The organism is Nostoc sp. S13 (genome assembly GCF_029379315.1).
Classification (GTDB): domain Bacteria; phylum Cyanobacteriota; class Cyanobacteriia; order Cyanobacteriales; family Nostocaceae; genus Nostoc.
Genome location: NZ_JAQYWQ010000006.1, coordinates 117,623 through 132,316 on the forward strand (window position 1 = coordinate 117,623; position 14,694 = coordinate 132,316).

The following is a 14,694-nucleotide window of genomic DNA, read 5'->3' on the forward strand; positions in this document are numbered from 1 at the left end:
ACTCCCCAACGTTACAAGGGTTGGGGCTGTTCTTGTTAGGTCTGTATTGGACTCAACTAATAAGCGCTATAGCAATTCTCAATTCTGAAGGCAAATAAGAAGTTTAATATTTGATGTATGGCTTTTGAAACAAATCTTTCTTCTTTGGCATCCCTGGAATACATTCCTTACATCGACGATCGCGGTCAATTACCCGAACAATTTCAGGGTAAAATCGGGGTATATGCTATCTTTGACCAAAAAAAAGTACTTCAATTTGTCGGATACTCCCGTGATGTTTATCTCAGCCTCAAGCAGCATTTAGTTCGTCAGCCACAGCAATGCTATTGGGTAAAAGTTGAAACTATTGAACGCCCTAGTCGCACAATTTTAGAAAATACTGAAAATGCTTGGATTGCTGAAAATGGCAGTGTGCCTTGGGGAAATGGGGAAAACAAAGAAAAATGGACTCATCCCATTGATGTCAAAGTGATAATGACACCTGAAGAACAGGCAAAATATCAAAATCCAGCTAATGATGAATTAGCACAAATAAAAATTATTAAAAATGTGGCACGGAGAGTAGAAGCAGAAATTTCAACACAATTGCTAGAAGGGCGTGGTTTGCAAATGCAAATTCGCTTCAATCCTAAATTGAAAGAAGAAGGTTTACTAGATTTGAAATGAAGCTAGTTATGGGGAAATTTGTTCAGAGTCTGCTTAAGCGATACCGTAATTCATAGACTTACAAATTTAGCAAACGGCGATCGTTTCGCTGGCGCGACTAATGCTCACACAGGGTTACATCAAGCCATACATGAACTACGGCATGGGTCAGTTAACGAACCAAAACAACTGCTGGCTTGATAGATTGCTGTATTGGTGAACGTGTTGATGGTGTTGTAAAGCTACAGGGATGCTTGCTCCCTTTGAGAGGGGCGTGAGTTCAACTGCCCTTAAAACGTGTTTATGAGGTCATGAGCGGATTTACCACAGGTAACAGGATTATATAAAGCTTGTATAAACTTGATTATTGCTTGACAATAAATCTCTTCAGCTTAAATATAAAATTAACTTATGTATTTTTCAGCACAATCATATATCACAAATTTATTTTTGCTAGAAAAAGAAATTGCATTTTTGCCAAGAACAAAACGAAATTTCATCAAGATATCGAATTTTAATAAGCGAACAAAATACATTTGTACAAAGGATAAAATTTCGCTTATAAAAGTTTAAAATGTATTAGATTTTACAGAAGTTTACATCTTAAAGATTGGGTAAAGAAGTTTACTTGGACTGGGAATAGTGATAAATATACAGGTATGTTGACTAAGCAAAATAAAGTACTCAAAAAAAGCATTCAAATAAGCTATTTTGCTCGAATTTTGGAAATTACGGCAGATTTCAAGGAAAGTGAAGTACACAATGATTCGTCCCAAAGCCATGTATAAACCCTGTTTTACTTCTGCATTCTGAATTCTGCTGTATTACTGAATAAAATTCATCGGTAGCTTTTGAAAAACTAATGAAACAGTTGCCTAAGTTTTTCAGCATGACTGCAAGTGAGCGCCTGCTTTTGGTTAATAATAGCTTCGCTTTCTTTATGAGTATTGCCTATTGCGCGTCATTGATAGCCCCTATTTACATAAAATATAGCGCAGACACTTCATTATTTTTGATGCTTTGCCGTTTATCGGAATGATAGTAGCGATCGCCTTCTTACCATTTAACCCTATAGTCATTAAATTTGTAAAAAGTGGATTAAAGCTCATGAGAGGCGTTAATTGAAAGCCTAATTACTTACTTTATCAAAACCTTCAGTAAGCTGAGATTTTTCACTAAAAGTGCGGTGAAGTTATAGCAAATTATTTTTAGTAGTAGCGGAGGACATTAGTGACTGTGATTAAAACTTATTCATCCTGTAAACAAGCGCTTGGAATTGTGACGGTGGCATTAGTCTTTATCATGCCAACAATTAGTAGTAGTGCTAAAGAAAGTCAGTGTAGATCGGATAATCAGTGGAGGTTGGGTGGTCAGAACCTAAACAATACTCGCTATCAAGCAGATGAGGAATACCTCAATCCAAAGAACGTAACACACTTGTCTCCCAAATGGGTTTTTAGTGCAAGTGGTGAACTCTCTGCTACACCAGCAGTTGTAGATAAAACTGTATATATACCTGACTGGGGCGGTAATTTTTTTAAGATTGATGCACAGACGGGTACACAGATTTGGGCAAATAGCATTGCCAGCTATATTAATGATCCAAGTATCCCCAAAGCTGTCTCGCGCACAAATCCAGCAGTTAAGGGGAATAAAGTGATTATTGGTAGCCAGGAAAATGCTTTCCTGATCGCAGTTAACAAAGATACTGGCAAGCTAATCTGGAAAACAAAACTTGACGAACACCCGTATGCTGTTATTACTCAATCACCGACCATTTATGGCAATCGTGTGTATGTTGGAGTTTCCTCTTTGGAGGAAACAGCGGCTAACAATCCGAAGTACCCATGCTGCACATTCCGTGGAAGCATGACGGCGGTAGATTTGAATACTGGAAAGCTTCTGTGGAAAACTTACACTGTACCGAAAAATTATGGTCAACCGGATGGCTATTCAGGTGGAGCAGTATGGGGTAGCACACCAGCAATCGATCCAAAGCGAAATTTGGTATATATAGGAACAGGTAATAACTACAATGTGCCTAAAACGGTAAAAAATTGTATTGCAAAACTCTCTTCACAGACAGCTCCTGATGAGTCGCAATGCCTTGATCGCAATAATTATATTGACGCGCTCATGGCACTTGATCTCGATACTGGCACGATTAAGTGGGCAAATAAACTAGAGGGATACGATACCTGGACTGTTGCCTGCTACTTTGGCGGTGTCTCCAATTGCCCTGACCCCAAAGGACCAGATTATGATTTCGCTCAGGCACCGATGCTTTTCACTGTGAAAGATGCGGGAAAATCGCGTGATTTACTTGGTGCTGGTCAGAAGAGTGGTGTCTTTTGGGCGCTTGACCCGGATACTGGAAAAGTTGTCTGGAGCCGAATTGTTGGTCCTGGTGGTCCTGCTGGTGGAATACAGTGGGGTTCGGCTACGGATGGTCAACAAATTTATGTCGCGATTTCAAACTACGGATTTGAGAAGTACACATTAGAGCCTTCAGGTAAAACTATTAACGGTGGGTCATGGAGTGCGCTTGATGCAGCAACGGGCAAAATTATCTGGCAGACAGCAGATCCGGCAGGTGAAAGGGATATGGCTCCAATGACAGTAGCGAATGGAGTGGTGTATGCTGGCTCGATGGCATCAGCAGCCGATAAGAATAACATGTATGCATTAGATGCAAAGACTGGTAAGATTCTGTGGAATTTTAACAGTGGAGGATCAGTAGTTGCAGGCGCAGCAGTGGTTGATGGTACAGTTTACTGGGGTTCTGGGTACACCCGCCTCCCAGGCGGGTTTAAGTCTAATAATAAGTTTTACGCATTCACAGTCTCGAAGCATCGGTAAGATGTCAATAAGTAATAATGTAGGACTTACGCACTGTACAAATTTATTATCTTGTGTGTTAACGTAAATACGTCGTTTCAGGCTTTTATTAATCATCCTTTGATAAATAGCGATCGCGTAAAAAGTAGCGAAAAATCAAGGTTTAATGCCTGAAATCTATACTACACATTTGGTATTTACTGTCAATGCGTAAGTCATATAATGTTTAAAATTCTCTCGAAAACGGGGGTGATCAACACAATTATTGGGCTTTTGGCGAAGGTCATTCGCTACTACACAAGTAAAGTTTACCTCCGTGGACTAATGCAAAATCAAGGGTTTTTCTAACCCCGACAGCTATGCGTTTTTACTCCCAAGTAGACACATCTCGTAGCAAATTAGGAATTTCCCCTTGAGATAAGGGAAACTCCAGCAAGGTTTCTCTATAACCCAAATACCCAGATTCAGCAAACGACAAAAGCATTCGCGAAAGTGCTAACCAAACTTCCAGTTCGTATTCCCAATCACGATAACGTGAAGCTTGGCCAGCAATTGAACGTAGCGCCCAAAAATATGAATTTCTCACCACAGAGCCACCTTTCTTAAACTCTGGCAAATCTTCGTGGTGGATCAAAAGCACTTTATTTTCTATTTTGGCTCTCATACCTAAGCATTATCAATGGCGTTAACGCAGTATAGCGTACCCTACAAGCTCAAGATTTACTTAATCCCTAACCTACTACCACAGTCAATTCACCCGATCAAACTGACGTTAATCTAGTGAGATACAGCTTAACCTCACGCCGATAAAGCTGTGCTTTAAGTAGCTACACAAAAATATTTATGTGATTGCGAAGGTCGTGAAGCAATCGCAAGACTTTGAGATTGCTTCTCTACGAGACGCTACGCGAACGTTCCGCTATGCTCCACTCGCAATGACAATGTATATTTAATTTTGCACAACTACTTATCTCCCCTTTCCTTTCCAAGGCTATGGTGTACACAGATTACAAAAGAGCGATGTCTACGACGGGCTACGCCTACGCTCACTCAATTAGTTACGTTTTTTGATTGTGCGATTTAAACCGACCTGCAATAAATTCTCGCTTAGATAAATGCTTTGTATCGCGTTTGGTGACTCGCTCTCGCCACATCTGGAAACTAGATTTCTTCATTTCGCGCCTCATTAGGGCAATTACGTGTTTCTCCAGCAGCCCAAACTGAGCCTCAATGGCATCAAAAGATGTTCTATCTTCCCATGCCATTTCAATGATGCGATCGATGGTTTGTGAATCAAGGTCAGGTAGCTTCATTCTTTTTCTGGCAATTGATAAATTCGATCTATATACATTTTACCTTTCGTTTTGAAGAACCATTGAGTCTGCTGCACCCAGTTGCAAGGCATAGAGGTTGGCATAGACACCCTGCTGATTGACGAGTTCGGCGTGAGTACCCTGCTCTACAATTTGTCCCTGCTGAATTACTAATACTTGATCTGCCTGAGTAACTGTACTGAGGCGGTGAGCAATTACGAAACTGGTACGACCTTGCAGCAAGCGGGCGATCGCACTTTGTACCAGCGCTTCTGTGCGGGTATCGATGCTGCTGGTTGCTTCATCGAGAATCAGAATTCGGGGGTTGATCAATACTGCACGAGCAATACTGATTAGTTGTCGCTGTCCTTGGCTCAAGGGTGCGCCCCGTTCACCCAATTGAGTCGTATAACCCTGTGGCAGTGAGGTAATGAACTCATGCACATTTGCCATCTGTGCAGCCGTTTCGATATCAGCTTGAGTAGTATGGGGAGAGCCAAAGGCAATATTTTCGGCGACGGTGCCGCTAAACAAAATATTGTCTTGTAGGACGATGCCAATTTGACGCCGCAGACTTGCTTGAGTCACGCTACGCACATCAATATGATCAATTTTCACCGCACCGCTAGATACATCGTAGAAGCGCAAAATCAAGTTAATAATTGTACTTTTTCCCGAACCGGTGGGCCCGACTAACGCAACCATCTGCCCTGGATAAGCGTGCAAATTCACCCCTTTGAGAACCAGTTGATCTGGGTTGTAGCCAAACTTGACATTCTCAAATGTCACTTCCCCCTGAATGGGCGGCATTTCTGTTGCATCGGGTGCGTCTTTGAGTTCTGACGGTTCATCTAGCAATAGAAAGATTCGCTCTAATCCGGCGAAGGCAGATTGAGCTTGGGTGTAAAACTGGCTGAGAATTTGGATCGGGCGGAAGAATTGCTGGACGTAAAGTAAAAAGGATGTCACTACACCTACTGTTGCAGCTCCGGTGACTGCGAGATAGCCACCATAGGCCAGCACGCCTGCGGTTGCTAGTGTGTTGAGAAAATCAATGGAGGGCAGAAAAGCTGAAGTAATTAGCACAGCCTCAACGTTGGCATCTCTATTGGCGGCGTTAAGAATGTCAAATTCTTTGATATTCATCTGTACACGATTAAATGCCTGTGCTTCTCGCACGCTGCCAATATCTTCTTCTAACTTGGCGGAAAGCTGCCCAATCGTTTGTCGGGTGACGCGGAATTTGGTTCTTGCCCAACGTGCAAATAAGCCTGTAGTAAAAATCATCAGTGGCACGACTAGGTTGCTCAACAAACCAAGTTGCAGGTTGATTGAGAGCATAGCAATAACAATGCCAACCAAACTAAAAGTGTTGCCCAGCATTTGGGCGATCGTCAGTCCAAATGCTTGATTCACGGTATTGACATCATTCAGCAAGCGGCTCATTAAATCGCCTGCTTCACTGCGATCGAAAAAGCTGAGTGGCAGACTTTGGATTTTAATAAAAATGTCTTGCCTGAGTTGAGCCAGCAATCGCTGCATAATCCAGCCGACTCGAATAATTTGACCCCGGATTGCCAAAACACTAAGTCCATAGTTCAGCGCTAGTAGCCCTAATAACAGCAGTAGTCCTTGCAAATTCCGTTGTGCAATTAGGTGATCAATCGACCAGCCGATAAAGAATGGCCCAATTGCCTGGGTTATGGCACCAATCAATACTAGTGTAAGGGCGATGGGAATTTCTTTGCGATATAGTAGCAGGTATTGCAAAAAACGTCGCAGGGTGGAAAGTTGCTGACTCGTTTTTTCCTCAGATGCAACAACAGGAACTGTGCCTCTCATAAAAATTTTGGATTTTAGATTTTGGACTTACGGCTTCTCTCCGAGACGCTATGCGTAGCTTGCTTCCCCGTAGGAGTACGCTCAGTCGAACGATTTGGGATTAAAAGTCTTTATTACAAGGCTGTGATCAAAATTTCCAGCCAGATTAATTATGCTAATTTGGAATGATTTTTCTCCTTTGGCTTTACCTGAGATTCCAAAATCACACCGTAGAGAGGGCTGGTTTGCATCAATTCCTCGTGAGTGCCTTGTGCTACCAGTCGGCCTTTATCCATGAGAAAAATGCGATCGGCATTTTTGACGGTGCTAATACGTTGAGCTACCACAAAGGTTGTACAAGCTTTTTGGCGCATTAAGTTATCTAGTTCGGCTTGAATTTGGGCAGCAGTTTTGGCATCCACAGCCGAGGTACTATCATCCAAAATCAGAATGCTGTAATCGGTCAGTAAGGTACGGGCGATCGCAATTCGTTGTTTTTGTCCACCAGACAAGCCCACGCCCCGTTCACCCACAATCGTCTCGTAGCCATCGGGGAGACTGCTAATAAAATCGTGCATTTGTGCGGTTTTTGCAACCTGAATCACCTGTTTTAGAGTTGCATTGGGTTTTGCATAGGCAATATTTTCGCGGATTGTGCCGGAGAAGAGGGTGGTTTCCTGAAATACAATGCCAATACGCGATCTGAGGCTTTTGAGTGTGAAACTTCTTACATCTCGTCCATCAATGCGAACCGCTCCCCCGGTAACATCGTAAAAGCGGGGAATTAAGTTCATAATTGTGCTTTTTCCCGAACCAGTCATCCCGAGAACGGCAATCAGTTCGTTGGGCTTGGTTTCAAAAGAAACTTCTTTGAGAGTTTCAGTTGTCGCTCCTGGATAGCGAAAGGAAACATTTTCAAAGGTAATTCTACCACCGCAGGTGTCAAATGGGACAGCACCGGGGCGATCGCGAATTTCTACCTCCGCATCTACAACTTCGTAGACTCGTTCGGCGGAAGCAGCTGATTGAGCGATCGCCGGGGCTGCAAATCCAATCAACAAAATAGGTTGAAGAATCAACGCTAGGTAGGAATTAAACGCTACCAGTTCGCCAATGGAGAATTTACGCCCAATCACCTGCGCTCCCCCGTAGGCGAAAACTGCCAATGTTACCAAATTACTCAGCAAAAAGATCAACGGGAAGGTATTACGGATGGCGCTAATGGTCTTCATGTTTGCCTTGACTAGGGCATCATTCATGGTCGTGTAACGCGACCTTTCGGTTGACTCCCGCACAAAGGCTTTCACCACCCGGATTCCTAGCAAGTTCTCTTGCAATACAGCATTGAGGTCGCTCAGTTGCTCTTGTACTTGCCGAAAAAGTTTATTATTTCGGGTAATAAATCGCGCCATCACCCATCCCGATAGGGGCACTACTGTCAGCGTAATCAGTGCTAATTGCCAGTTCATCACCAGCAAAATCACCGAAATACTCACCAATGTCACAACTGAACCAATGACCTGAATTAAGCTAGTGCCAACAAAGGTACGGATCTGCTCAATGTCGCTAGTGACACGAGTTAGTAGTTGGGAAGTCTGCGCCTGGTCATGATAGCTGAAACTGAGATTTTGAATCTTGCTGAAGATTTTGTTCCGCAGGTCATAGGCTACACCTTGAGACGCTGCTTCTGCCAAATAGCTTTGTCCAAAGTTAAATAAACCACGAGCGATCGCGGCAACTACCATCCAAGCGGCGCTATATAGCACAATTTGGAGGTTTTGTTTCATGATCCCCTGATCAATTCCCCAGCGAAATAGTTGGGGAGTAAGTGCGTTGGCGATCGTCAACAGCAACAAGCTGGCTAAGGCTCCCAGCGAAGTCCATCGGTAAGTACTCAAACTTTTAAGCACGCGCTGGGTTGACTCGATCAACGAAGTTTCCTGGAGTTCTGGTTGCTGAACCAATGGTATTTACCCCTGTATCTTTGGAAAATTATCTCCTATTTTTTATGGTATAAGCGATCGCGCTTGATAATGGTCTAACTCAGGTCGCAAAATTGACTAAAGTCGTTAAAATTGGCATTATAAGTAGTAATTGATTCAGAAATTACGGTATAAATGCTGAGGAGTGTTGAGAAGGTATGCTGCTGGGAAGAAGGATTTTGCCGGGATTGAATTGCGTAATACTCCGTTTTGAGACAGTGGCATGGGAGAATACCTCTTTGACAAGCATTGTGGCTAATAGATTTCAAGACCTAAGAAAACCAAAGAACAAGTATAATGCCTCAAAATTTTCATCGCAATTCCCAACTTCCCTCGCATATGCCAACTACTATCAGTCGTACAGCAAAGCCAAGTTCTGAATTCTACTCTCTTTTTTCTGAAGAAGAAGTTTTAGGAATAATTCATGCATTAGAAGTCAGACGAGAAATACCTCTAAAGTATTCTTATAAAGGTAGAGGTGCAAAAATATGGGATGATTTTTATCTAAAATACATTATTCCTAAATGGTATAGAACATCGAGTGTAGAAATTGACCTTTTAAAGAATAACTTTCAATACCTTAATGGCAATATTCAGAGTGGCAAAAGAGTCAATATTATAGACGTTGGTGCAGGGAATTCATATCCCGTTAAAAATTTTATCCATCAATTGAATAAATTGGGTAAGGTTAATAAGTATATTGCTTTAGATATTAGCGATGAATTACTTAATTTATCCAGAAATAATTTTACAAAATGGTTTCCTCGCATCGATTTTCTCAGTTCCACAATTGACATAGAAAATAGTTGTGTACCCCAAAATTTATTTCAAAATCAAGCTAATCTTAAAATTGACGACACAGCAAAAATATTTTTCCACTTAGGAGTTACCATTGGCAATCATCAAAATAGAGATGAGGTACTAAAAAACTTTAGAGATAGCATGGGAACAAATGATTTTCTGGTATTCACTAACGAAACTGGTTCTAACTCTAAATGGGATGGAAAAGTTAGGGGTGGCTGCAAGTATCATGTAGAAGAAGTATATGGATGGGTTAAAAATAAGATTGGGATTAAATCCGAAGATTGTGAATTGCTGAGAAAGTATGATTTAAAAACAGATAGTATAGTTGCTAATCTGAAACTCCGTCATAATTACACTATAAATTTTAGTCGGATGGGCATAGATAAAAAGATTGAAATCTCTGAAGGTGAAGAGATTACTATCTGGCGACATCATAAATATGAAATGCCTAAACTTTTGCAAGAAATAGAACGTTCTGGACTACAACTTATTCACTATAATACTAACAAATACAAATCACATATTATGGTGATTTGTAAGGTTGCAACTAATTAACCTTTTCAATTAAACTTGCTCTGTCATCTCCAAAACAGTGAACCTAATGGTAGTCGGTAGAATTTTCTAGAACACCAATTCAGTAATCCTGAAAGAACCTCTCCCCCCAAACTCTCTTTGCTTGGTATCAGCCTACCGTTAGCCAAGCAAAGATGGGAATTTGGCTCCCCTTTCCTGCTAGCAACGGTGTACACACAAGTCGAAAAAAGCTCGATTTCTCATTTTCATTGTTCTCTCGTTTACCTCGTATCTCGTTCCCATGCAGAGCATGGGAATGGCTGATTAGAGGCTCTGCCTCCAGTCGGACATTGAGTCAGAGACTCAATGAATGCATTCCCAGTCGGAGACCGGGAACGAGCAACGGTGTACACACAAGTCATCAAATTAGCCAAAACAAAAACCTCTCCTTGACTTGGCTTGTGTATCAATTAAATATACATCAAACGCGGTCTAGGCTCAGGAACTGGATGCCCTAAATCCTTAGCTGTTTCTATCCATTCCTGCATAACTAACTCTACATTATGCAGGGCTTCTTGATAAGTATCGCCGTCAGCAGCACAGCCTGATAACTCTGGTACTTCAGCAATAAAGGCTTGATCTAATTCACTCCAGTAGAGAATAATTTCATAGCGAAATATCATTTTTACTTCCTAGCTTATACTTGAGAATGACTGCACGAACTTGTTTGATTTGATAGCTTTTGGCTTTTCCTTTCTTATGTTGCAGATTCAATATTTCCTCAACATCGGCTTTGAAAAAAATCCGATGATCGCCACGAATCCGCTCATCAAAGCCTAGTCTATATAAAAGTTGCCACAGTTGGGCAAAAGGGATGTCTGTATCAGAAGTCCCAGAGAGAATTTTTTCTAAGAGTTTGTCTTGCTGACTCACGTTTTTTGACTGTCTTAATGTTTGTTTTGACATCGTAGAGGCGTAAAATCGTGGCGAATTGAGAGTTGAAATTTAAACGTATAAGCACACAGAAAATTCGCTACAAATTAATGAATTTTTGTACTTAGGCTTTAAAGGCAACAGTACGCCTATCAAGGATTAACCTCAGTATAAATAATTAGCAGTTTGACAGCAGTTATTTTAACATTCACCCTGAGCTTATTTGCAAAATTGAGTTTATCTTCTCGAAGCCAGAAGACTAGAGAAGTGAATTTGCACAACGAGGAAGTGTTTATAGCGATTCTTAGATGAATAAAATACACCTGACTTCAATAAGCCAAGATTTACAATATAGACTTATCTTGACTAGCCAACGAGCAGGGATATTGAACCCAACTCAGAACCGCTATACCCAAATTTACAAGTGATATAGGCAACTAAAGAGGGTAAATTGTTAAGATTGCTCGTATCATAGGCTGAGGTATAAATCCGTCTCAGTTAATGTTTAGTATTGAGTAATAAATATTACGCGAATATGAAAAATCAAATTCTAGGTGCAGCCGCATTTTTAACCACGATTATTTTGACAACAACCGTACAAGCAGCAAATTCTGAACATGTTAAACAGTTATTGGCAACCAAACAATGTCAAAACTGTGATTTGACTAATGCAGGGTTAGTGATGGCTGACTTATCTGGAGCCAATTTAAGCGGTGCTAATCTCACAGGTGCTAACCTCAGCCGGGCAAACTTGAGCGGCGCAGATTTGCGGGGTGCAAATTTGAGTGGCGCTAGTTTATTTGGTGTTAACCTTAGCGAAGCTAAATTTAGTGGGGCAAATTTGACGGGTGCTGATTTGAGAAATACTTATCTAGCAAATGCACAACTGACTGGTGCTTACCTGAATGGTGCTAACTTTCAGGGTGCAGTTGGTATACCATCACAAATTGCTTCACCAGAAGATTTTTATGCTTGGGGTGTAGCAGAAGGGCAAAAAGGCAACCAACAGCAAGCAATCAGTTATTTTAATCAAGCGATCGCTATTAAACCAGAATATGCGGGTGCTTATTTAGCTCGTGGTGTCGCCCGTTACCAAATACTAGATAGACAAGGTGCATTCCAAGATGCCGAAGTTGCCCAAAAATTGTTTACATCTCAAAACAACAGCCTGGGAACGCAGACAGCCCAAGCTTTTATTAAAGAACTGCAAACACCCGTAAATGAGAAGGTAAGCGCTGGTAGCCCCAGTTTCGTAGAATTTTTAGGAAGTCTTGGCTCAATTTTGCTCCAGTTCTTCCCTTTTTGAGTGCTTCTTTTTTGAGAGGGAGATTTCAAAGAACAGAGGGATAATAATAAATGACAAATGACAAATGACAAATGACTTTATCCAACAAACTATGGGCAGCAAATCAAGACTTAGCCCAAGCTTGCCTAGAACATCCTTTCGTTCAAGGCATTGGCGATGGTACTCTTGAGCAGGTGAAATTTGCTTACTACGTGGGGCAAGATGCTTTTTTCTTAGAAGCTTTTGCCCGTGCGTACAGTATTGCCGCAGCTAAAGCACCAGATTGGTTAGGTTTCACTACATTTCATAACTTAGCTAGTGGAGTTTTAGAAGAACTGCGGCTGCATAGTGGTTATGCTTCTGAATGGGGAGTCAATTTGCATTCTGTGGAACCAGGAACTGCCACCCGCCGCTATACTGACTTTTTGTTAGCAACTGCTTGGAGTGGAGATGTGGGTTTAACTGCTGCGGCGATGTCTCCTTGTATGCGTTTGTATTCTTTTTTGGGAGAACAGTTGGCTGGTAACGGTATTCCTAATCATCAATATGCAAACTGGATTCGTACTTACAGCAGCGCAGACTTTCAGCCACTAACACAACAATTAGAAAGTTTAGTTGACAATTATACCACTAGCAATCCTGTTGTGCATTCAACCTATCGTTATGCGATGTTTTGTGAGCGCGACTTTTTTCAGGCTGCCTGGATTTTGGAGTAGTCTGCCTAATTAAGATGAGAAAAATTCAATTTATGTAAATAAATATAAAACTAAGAGAACTCCAAGAAATAAATTACTACTACTTGTGGGTTGGGCATCTTGCCCGCCGAGTTCATATGGTGGGCGAGACGCTATTAGTGTTAGTGTTGGATCAACTAATAGTTTGAGTATTGTTATGTGTTGCGTAGGCTTAGCCCGTCGTAGATATCACATCTCGTATTTTAATCAATTTATCGAACAGAATTCAGGAGTCAGAATACAGGAGTCAGAATTCAGGAGTCAGAATTCAGGAGTCAGAATTCAGGAGTCAGAATTCAGTTGGGTATTCTGTACGACTGGTGGATGAATAATCAGCGTTTTTGCACCCCCACCAAATTTTTTTGTTTTGTGGTCAACTTTCGTAGTCGCGGGTCTGAATCCCCGACTGATAGCGCCACGCTTTCTCGTGTCCGCAAGCGTCTTGATTCTGACTCCTGAATTCTGACTTCTGAATTCTTCTTCAATAGACATCTTCAAGATTAAAGTCAAATATAGTGAACAGGATTTTGTGCATTAAATTGAATGCTGCAATTGACGATCCGACCGTCTGAAAATTTTAGAACAAGCCTGCCATTATCCAGGCAATAACTGTTATTTCTATCAAATATTCCTTCTATCATCTGCGTACCCAGAAAATTCACAATTTGGACGTGTGTAATTTTTGGAACTTTATCGTCTGCAACAATCCATGCCGCAGACTCAGAGTTGGCAAGTAAATCCAAGAGATTATCTTTTGTTCTAACTTGAAGTATGAGCTTCGACATAATGAGTATAAATTGAAGTGGCGGATAAATTCAGGTGGATTATTGCAATAAAGGAGTTATGCCGTTGCCGTTCAATGCTTAATCCGTGCCTAAATCTAAATTCTCATGAATGGATTTAAGCAGGGCGAGACGGCGTTGAGCTTTATCTACAGCAGCAGAACCGCGAGTTTTTAAAGACATAGGAGATATTTATTGAATAGTTCTCTTCAAGATAGTGGGATGCTCTTGTACGTGAGAAGAGTAGTTTTGTGGATTTAACTAACAACTAAGATTAAAAGTTAGTCTGTATTTTTACTTATTCATTTGTATCTATCTGTTGTTTGGGGATAAACTCAATCAGTGGGCGATCGCCGAAATGGCAAATGCGTAGGCGTAGCCAGCCGTAGGCATCACCGAAATAGCAAATGTGAGGTTTATGTTGAGAGAGCAATTGGCCTGATTTTTCACAGTATCTGGAAAACCTCTCTTTAAATCTCTATTCTGGAGGAGCCACTGCGTTGGGCCTTCTGCCGCCTTCAATATCTAATTAGCCATCTCTCCCCTTTGCCAAAACTGCTTTAAAATCTCGCCAGGTTTGCGATCCCAGGTGTCGATATGCTCGTATATCAAATTATCTTGGTTGAGTTTATAAGTTGAATAGCCATTAAAAAGTAAATTTGCTTTCCAGGGAACACGCAACACTCCCCGCACCGTCCACTTTGCTAAAATAGTGTCTTCGGCTGACTGATAAACCTCATGCACATCAAAGTAAATTTGGGTAAAAAATAGCCGAGCGTGAAATCGCAAAGTCCAAAATATAATGCGATAATTAAATTTGTATTTGAATGTATTCACTGGGTCTTTAAAATAGATATCCTGTGTATAAATATCATAGGAAATATCTTTTTCAAACAGTGTTGGTAAATCTTGTTCGAGAGTTTTAATTATTCGTTCCACTGGCAATTTAAATTCCACGCACCTTTTCCCTTAAATCTGCGGGTGAATCATAAGTAGGTCAACTTAATTAAATATAAGATAGAGATACTCTTCCCGTTGTATGTC

General features: G+C 41.2%; 13 protein-coding genes. 5 read left to right on the forward strand and 8 right to left on the reverse strand.

The window, feature by feature from the left end:
* Nucleotides 1–117 precede the first annotated feature (117 nt).
* Both PUQ00_RS03770 and PUQ00_RS03775 read left to right on the forward strand, forming a co-directional pair.
* Entirely contained in the window at nucleotides 118–666 is a 549-nt protein-coding gene (locus tag PUQ00_RS03770) for a GIY-YIG nuclease family protein (protein ID WP_300413319.1), read from the forward strand.
* Nucleotides 667–1,875: 1,209 nt separating this feature from the next.
* Complete coding sequence (locus PUQ00_RS03775) at nucleotides 1,876–3,504, forward strand: PQQ-binding-like beta-propeller repeat protein (protein ID WP_300413321.1); 1,629 nt, start codon at nucleotides 1,876–1,878, stop codon at nucleotides 3,502–3,504.
* Nucleotides 3,505–3,850: 346 nt separating this feature from the next.
* Here the strand turns inward: PUQ00_RS03775 and PUQ00_RS03780 are convergent, their stop codons facing one another.
* From PUQ00_RS03780 to PUQ00_RS03795, 4 genes are all read right to left on the reverse strand, one after another.
* The gene (locus PUQ00_RS03780) at nucleotides 3,851–4,147 is read right to left on the reverse strand and encodes a hypothetical protein (RefSeq protein ID WP_300413323.1); all 297 of its coding nucleotides are present in this window, start codon (nucleotides 4,145–4,147) and stop codon (nucleotides 3,851–3,853) included.
* Between the two features lie 394 nt (nucleotides 4,148–4,541).
* Nucleotides 4,542–4,796, reverse strand: a complete 255-nt coding sequence (locus tag PUQ00_RS03785) for a TIGR03643 family protein (RefSeq protein ID WP_300413325.1) — start codon at nucleotides 4,794–4,796, stop codon at nucleotides 4,542–4,544.
* A gap of 39 nt (nucleotides 4,797–4,835) precedes the next feature.
* On the reverse strand, nucleotides 4,836–6,638 hold the full coding sequence (locus PUQ00_RS03790; RefSeq protein ID WP_300413327.1) for an ABC transporter ATP-binding protein: 1,803 nt from the start codon (nucleotides 6,636–6,638) through the stop codon (nucleotides 4,836–4,838).
* A 149-nt stretch (nucleotides 6,639–6,787) separates the two neighbouring features.
* The gene (locus PUQ00_RS03795) at nucleotides 6,788–8,581 is read right to left on the reverse strand and encodes an ABC transporter ATP-binding protein (protein WP_300413329.1); all 1,794 of its coding nucleotides are present in this window, start codon (nucleotides 8,579–8,581) and stop codon (nucleotides 6,788–6,790) included.
* Between the two features lie 315 nt (nucleotides 8,582–8,896).
* Here PUQ00_RS03795 and PUQ00_RS03800 point away from each other — a divergent pair, with 315 nt between their 5' ends.
* Nucleotides 8,897–9,958 carry an L-histidine N(alpha)-methyltransferase gene (locus PUQ00_RS03800; protein WP_300413331.1) on the forward strand — a complete coding sequence of 354 codons (1,062 nt, stop codon included), beginning with the start codon at nucleotides 8,897–8,899 and terminating at the stop codon, nucleotides 9,956–9,958.
* 428 nt (nucleotides 9,959–10,386) lie between these two features.
* On the opposite strand, the gene PUQ00_RS03805 is transcribed toward PUQ00_RS03800, so the two are convergent.
* Together PUQ00_RS03805 and PUQ00_RS03810 are read right to left on the reverse strand one after the other, a co-directional pair.
* Nucleotides 10,387–10,599 carry a type II toxin-antitoxin system HicB family antitoxin gene (locus tag PUQ00_RS03805; RefSeq protein ID WP_300413333.1) on the reverse strand — a complete coding sequence of 71 codons (213 nt, stop codon included), beginning with the start codon at nucleotides 10,597–10,599 and terminating at the stop codon, nucleotides 10,387–10,389.
* A complete protein-coding gene (locus PUQ00_RS03810; protein ID WP_300413335.1) occupies nucleotides 10,583–10,849 on the reverse strand; it encodes a type II toxin-antitoxin system HicA family toxin in 267 nt (88 codons plus the stop codon). The genes PUQ00_RS03805 and PUQ00_RS03810 overlap by 17 nt, the downstream gene beginning before the upstream one ends.
* Nucleotides 10,850–11,384: 535 nt before the next feature.
* Between PUQ00_RS03810 and PUQ00_RS03815 the strand changes: the two genes are divergently transcribed.
* Entirely contained in the window at nucleotides 11,385–12,155 is a 771-nt protein-coding gene (locus PUQ00_RS03815) for a pentapeptide repeat-containing protein (RefSeq protein ID WP_300413337.1), read from the forward strand.
* A gap of 71 nt (nucleotides 12,156–12,226) precedes the next feature.
* The gene (locus PUQ00_RS03820; RefSeq protein WP_300413339.1) at nucleotides 12,227–12,850 is read left to right on the forward strand and encodes a TenA family protein; all 624 of its coding nucleotides are present in this window, start codon (nucleotides 12,227–12,229) and stop codon (nucleotides 12,848–12,850) included.
* Nucleotides 12,851–13,948: 1,098 nt separating this feature from the next.
* On the opposite strand, the gene PUQ00_RS03825 is transcribed toward PUQ00_RS03820, so the two are convergent.
* Entirely contained in the window at nucleotides 13,949–14,083 is a 135-nt protein-coding gene (locus PUQ00_RS03825) for a hypothetical protein (RefSeq protein WP_300413341.1), read from the reverse strand.
* Between the two features lie 92 nt (nucleotides 14,084–14,175).
* On the reverse strand, nucleotides 14,176–14,607 hold the full coding sequence (locus PUQ00_RS03830; RefSeq protein ID WP_300413343.1) for a DUF2358 domain-containing protein: 432 nt from the start codon (nucleotides 14,605–14,607) through the stop codon (nucleotides 14,176–14,178).
* Nucleotides 14,608–14,694: the final 87 nt, after the last annotated feature.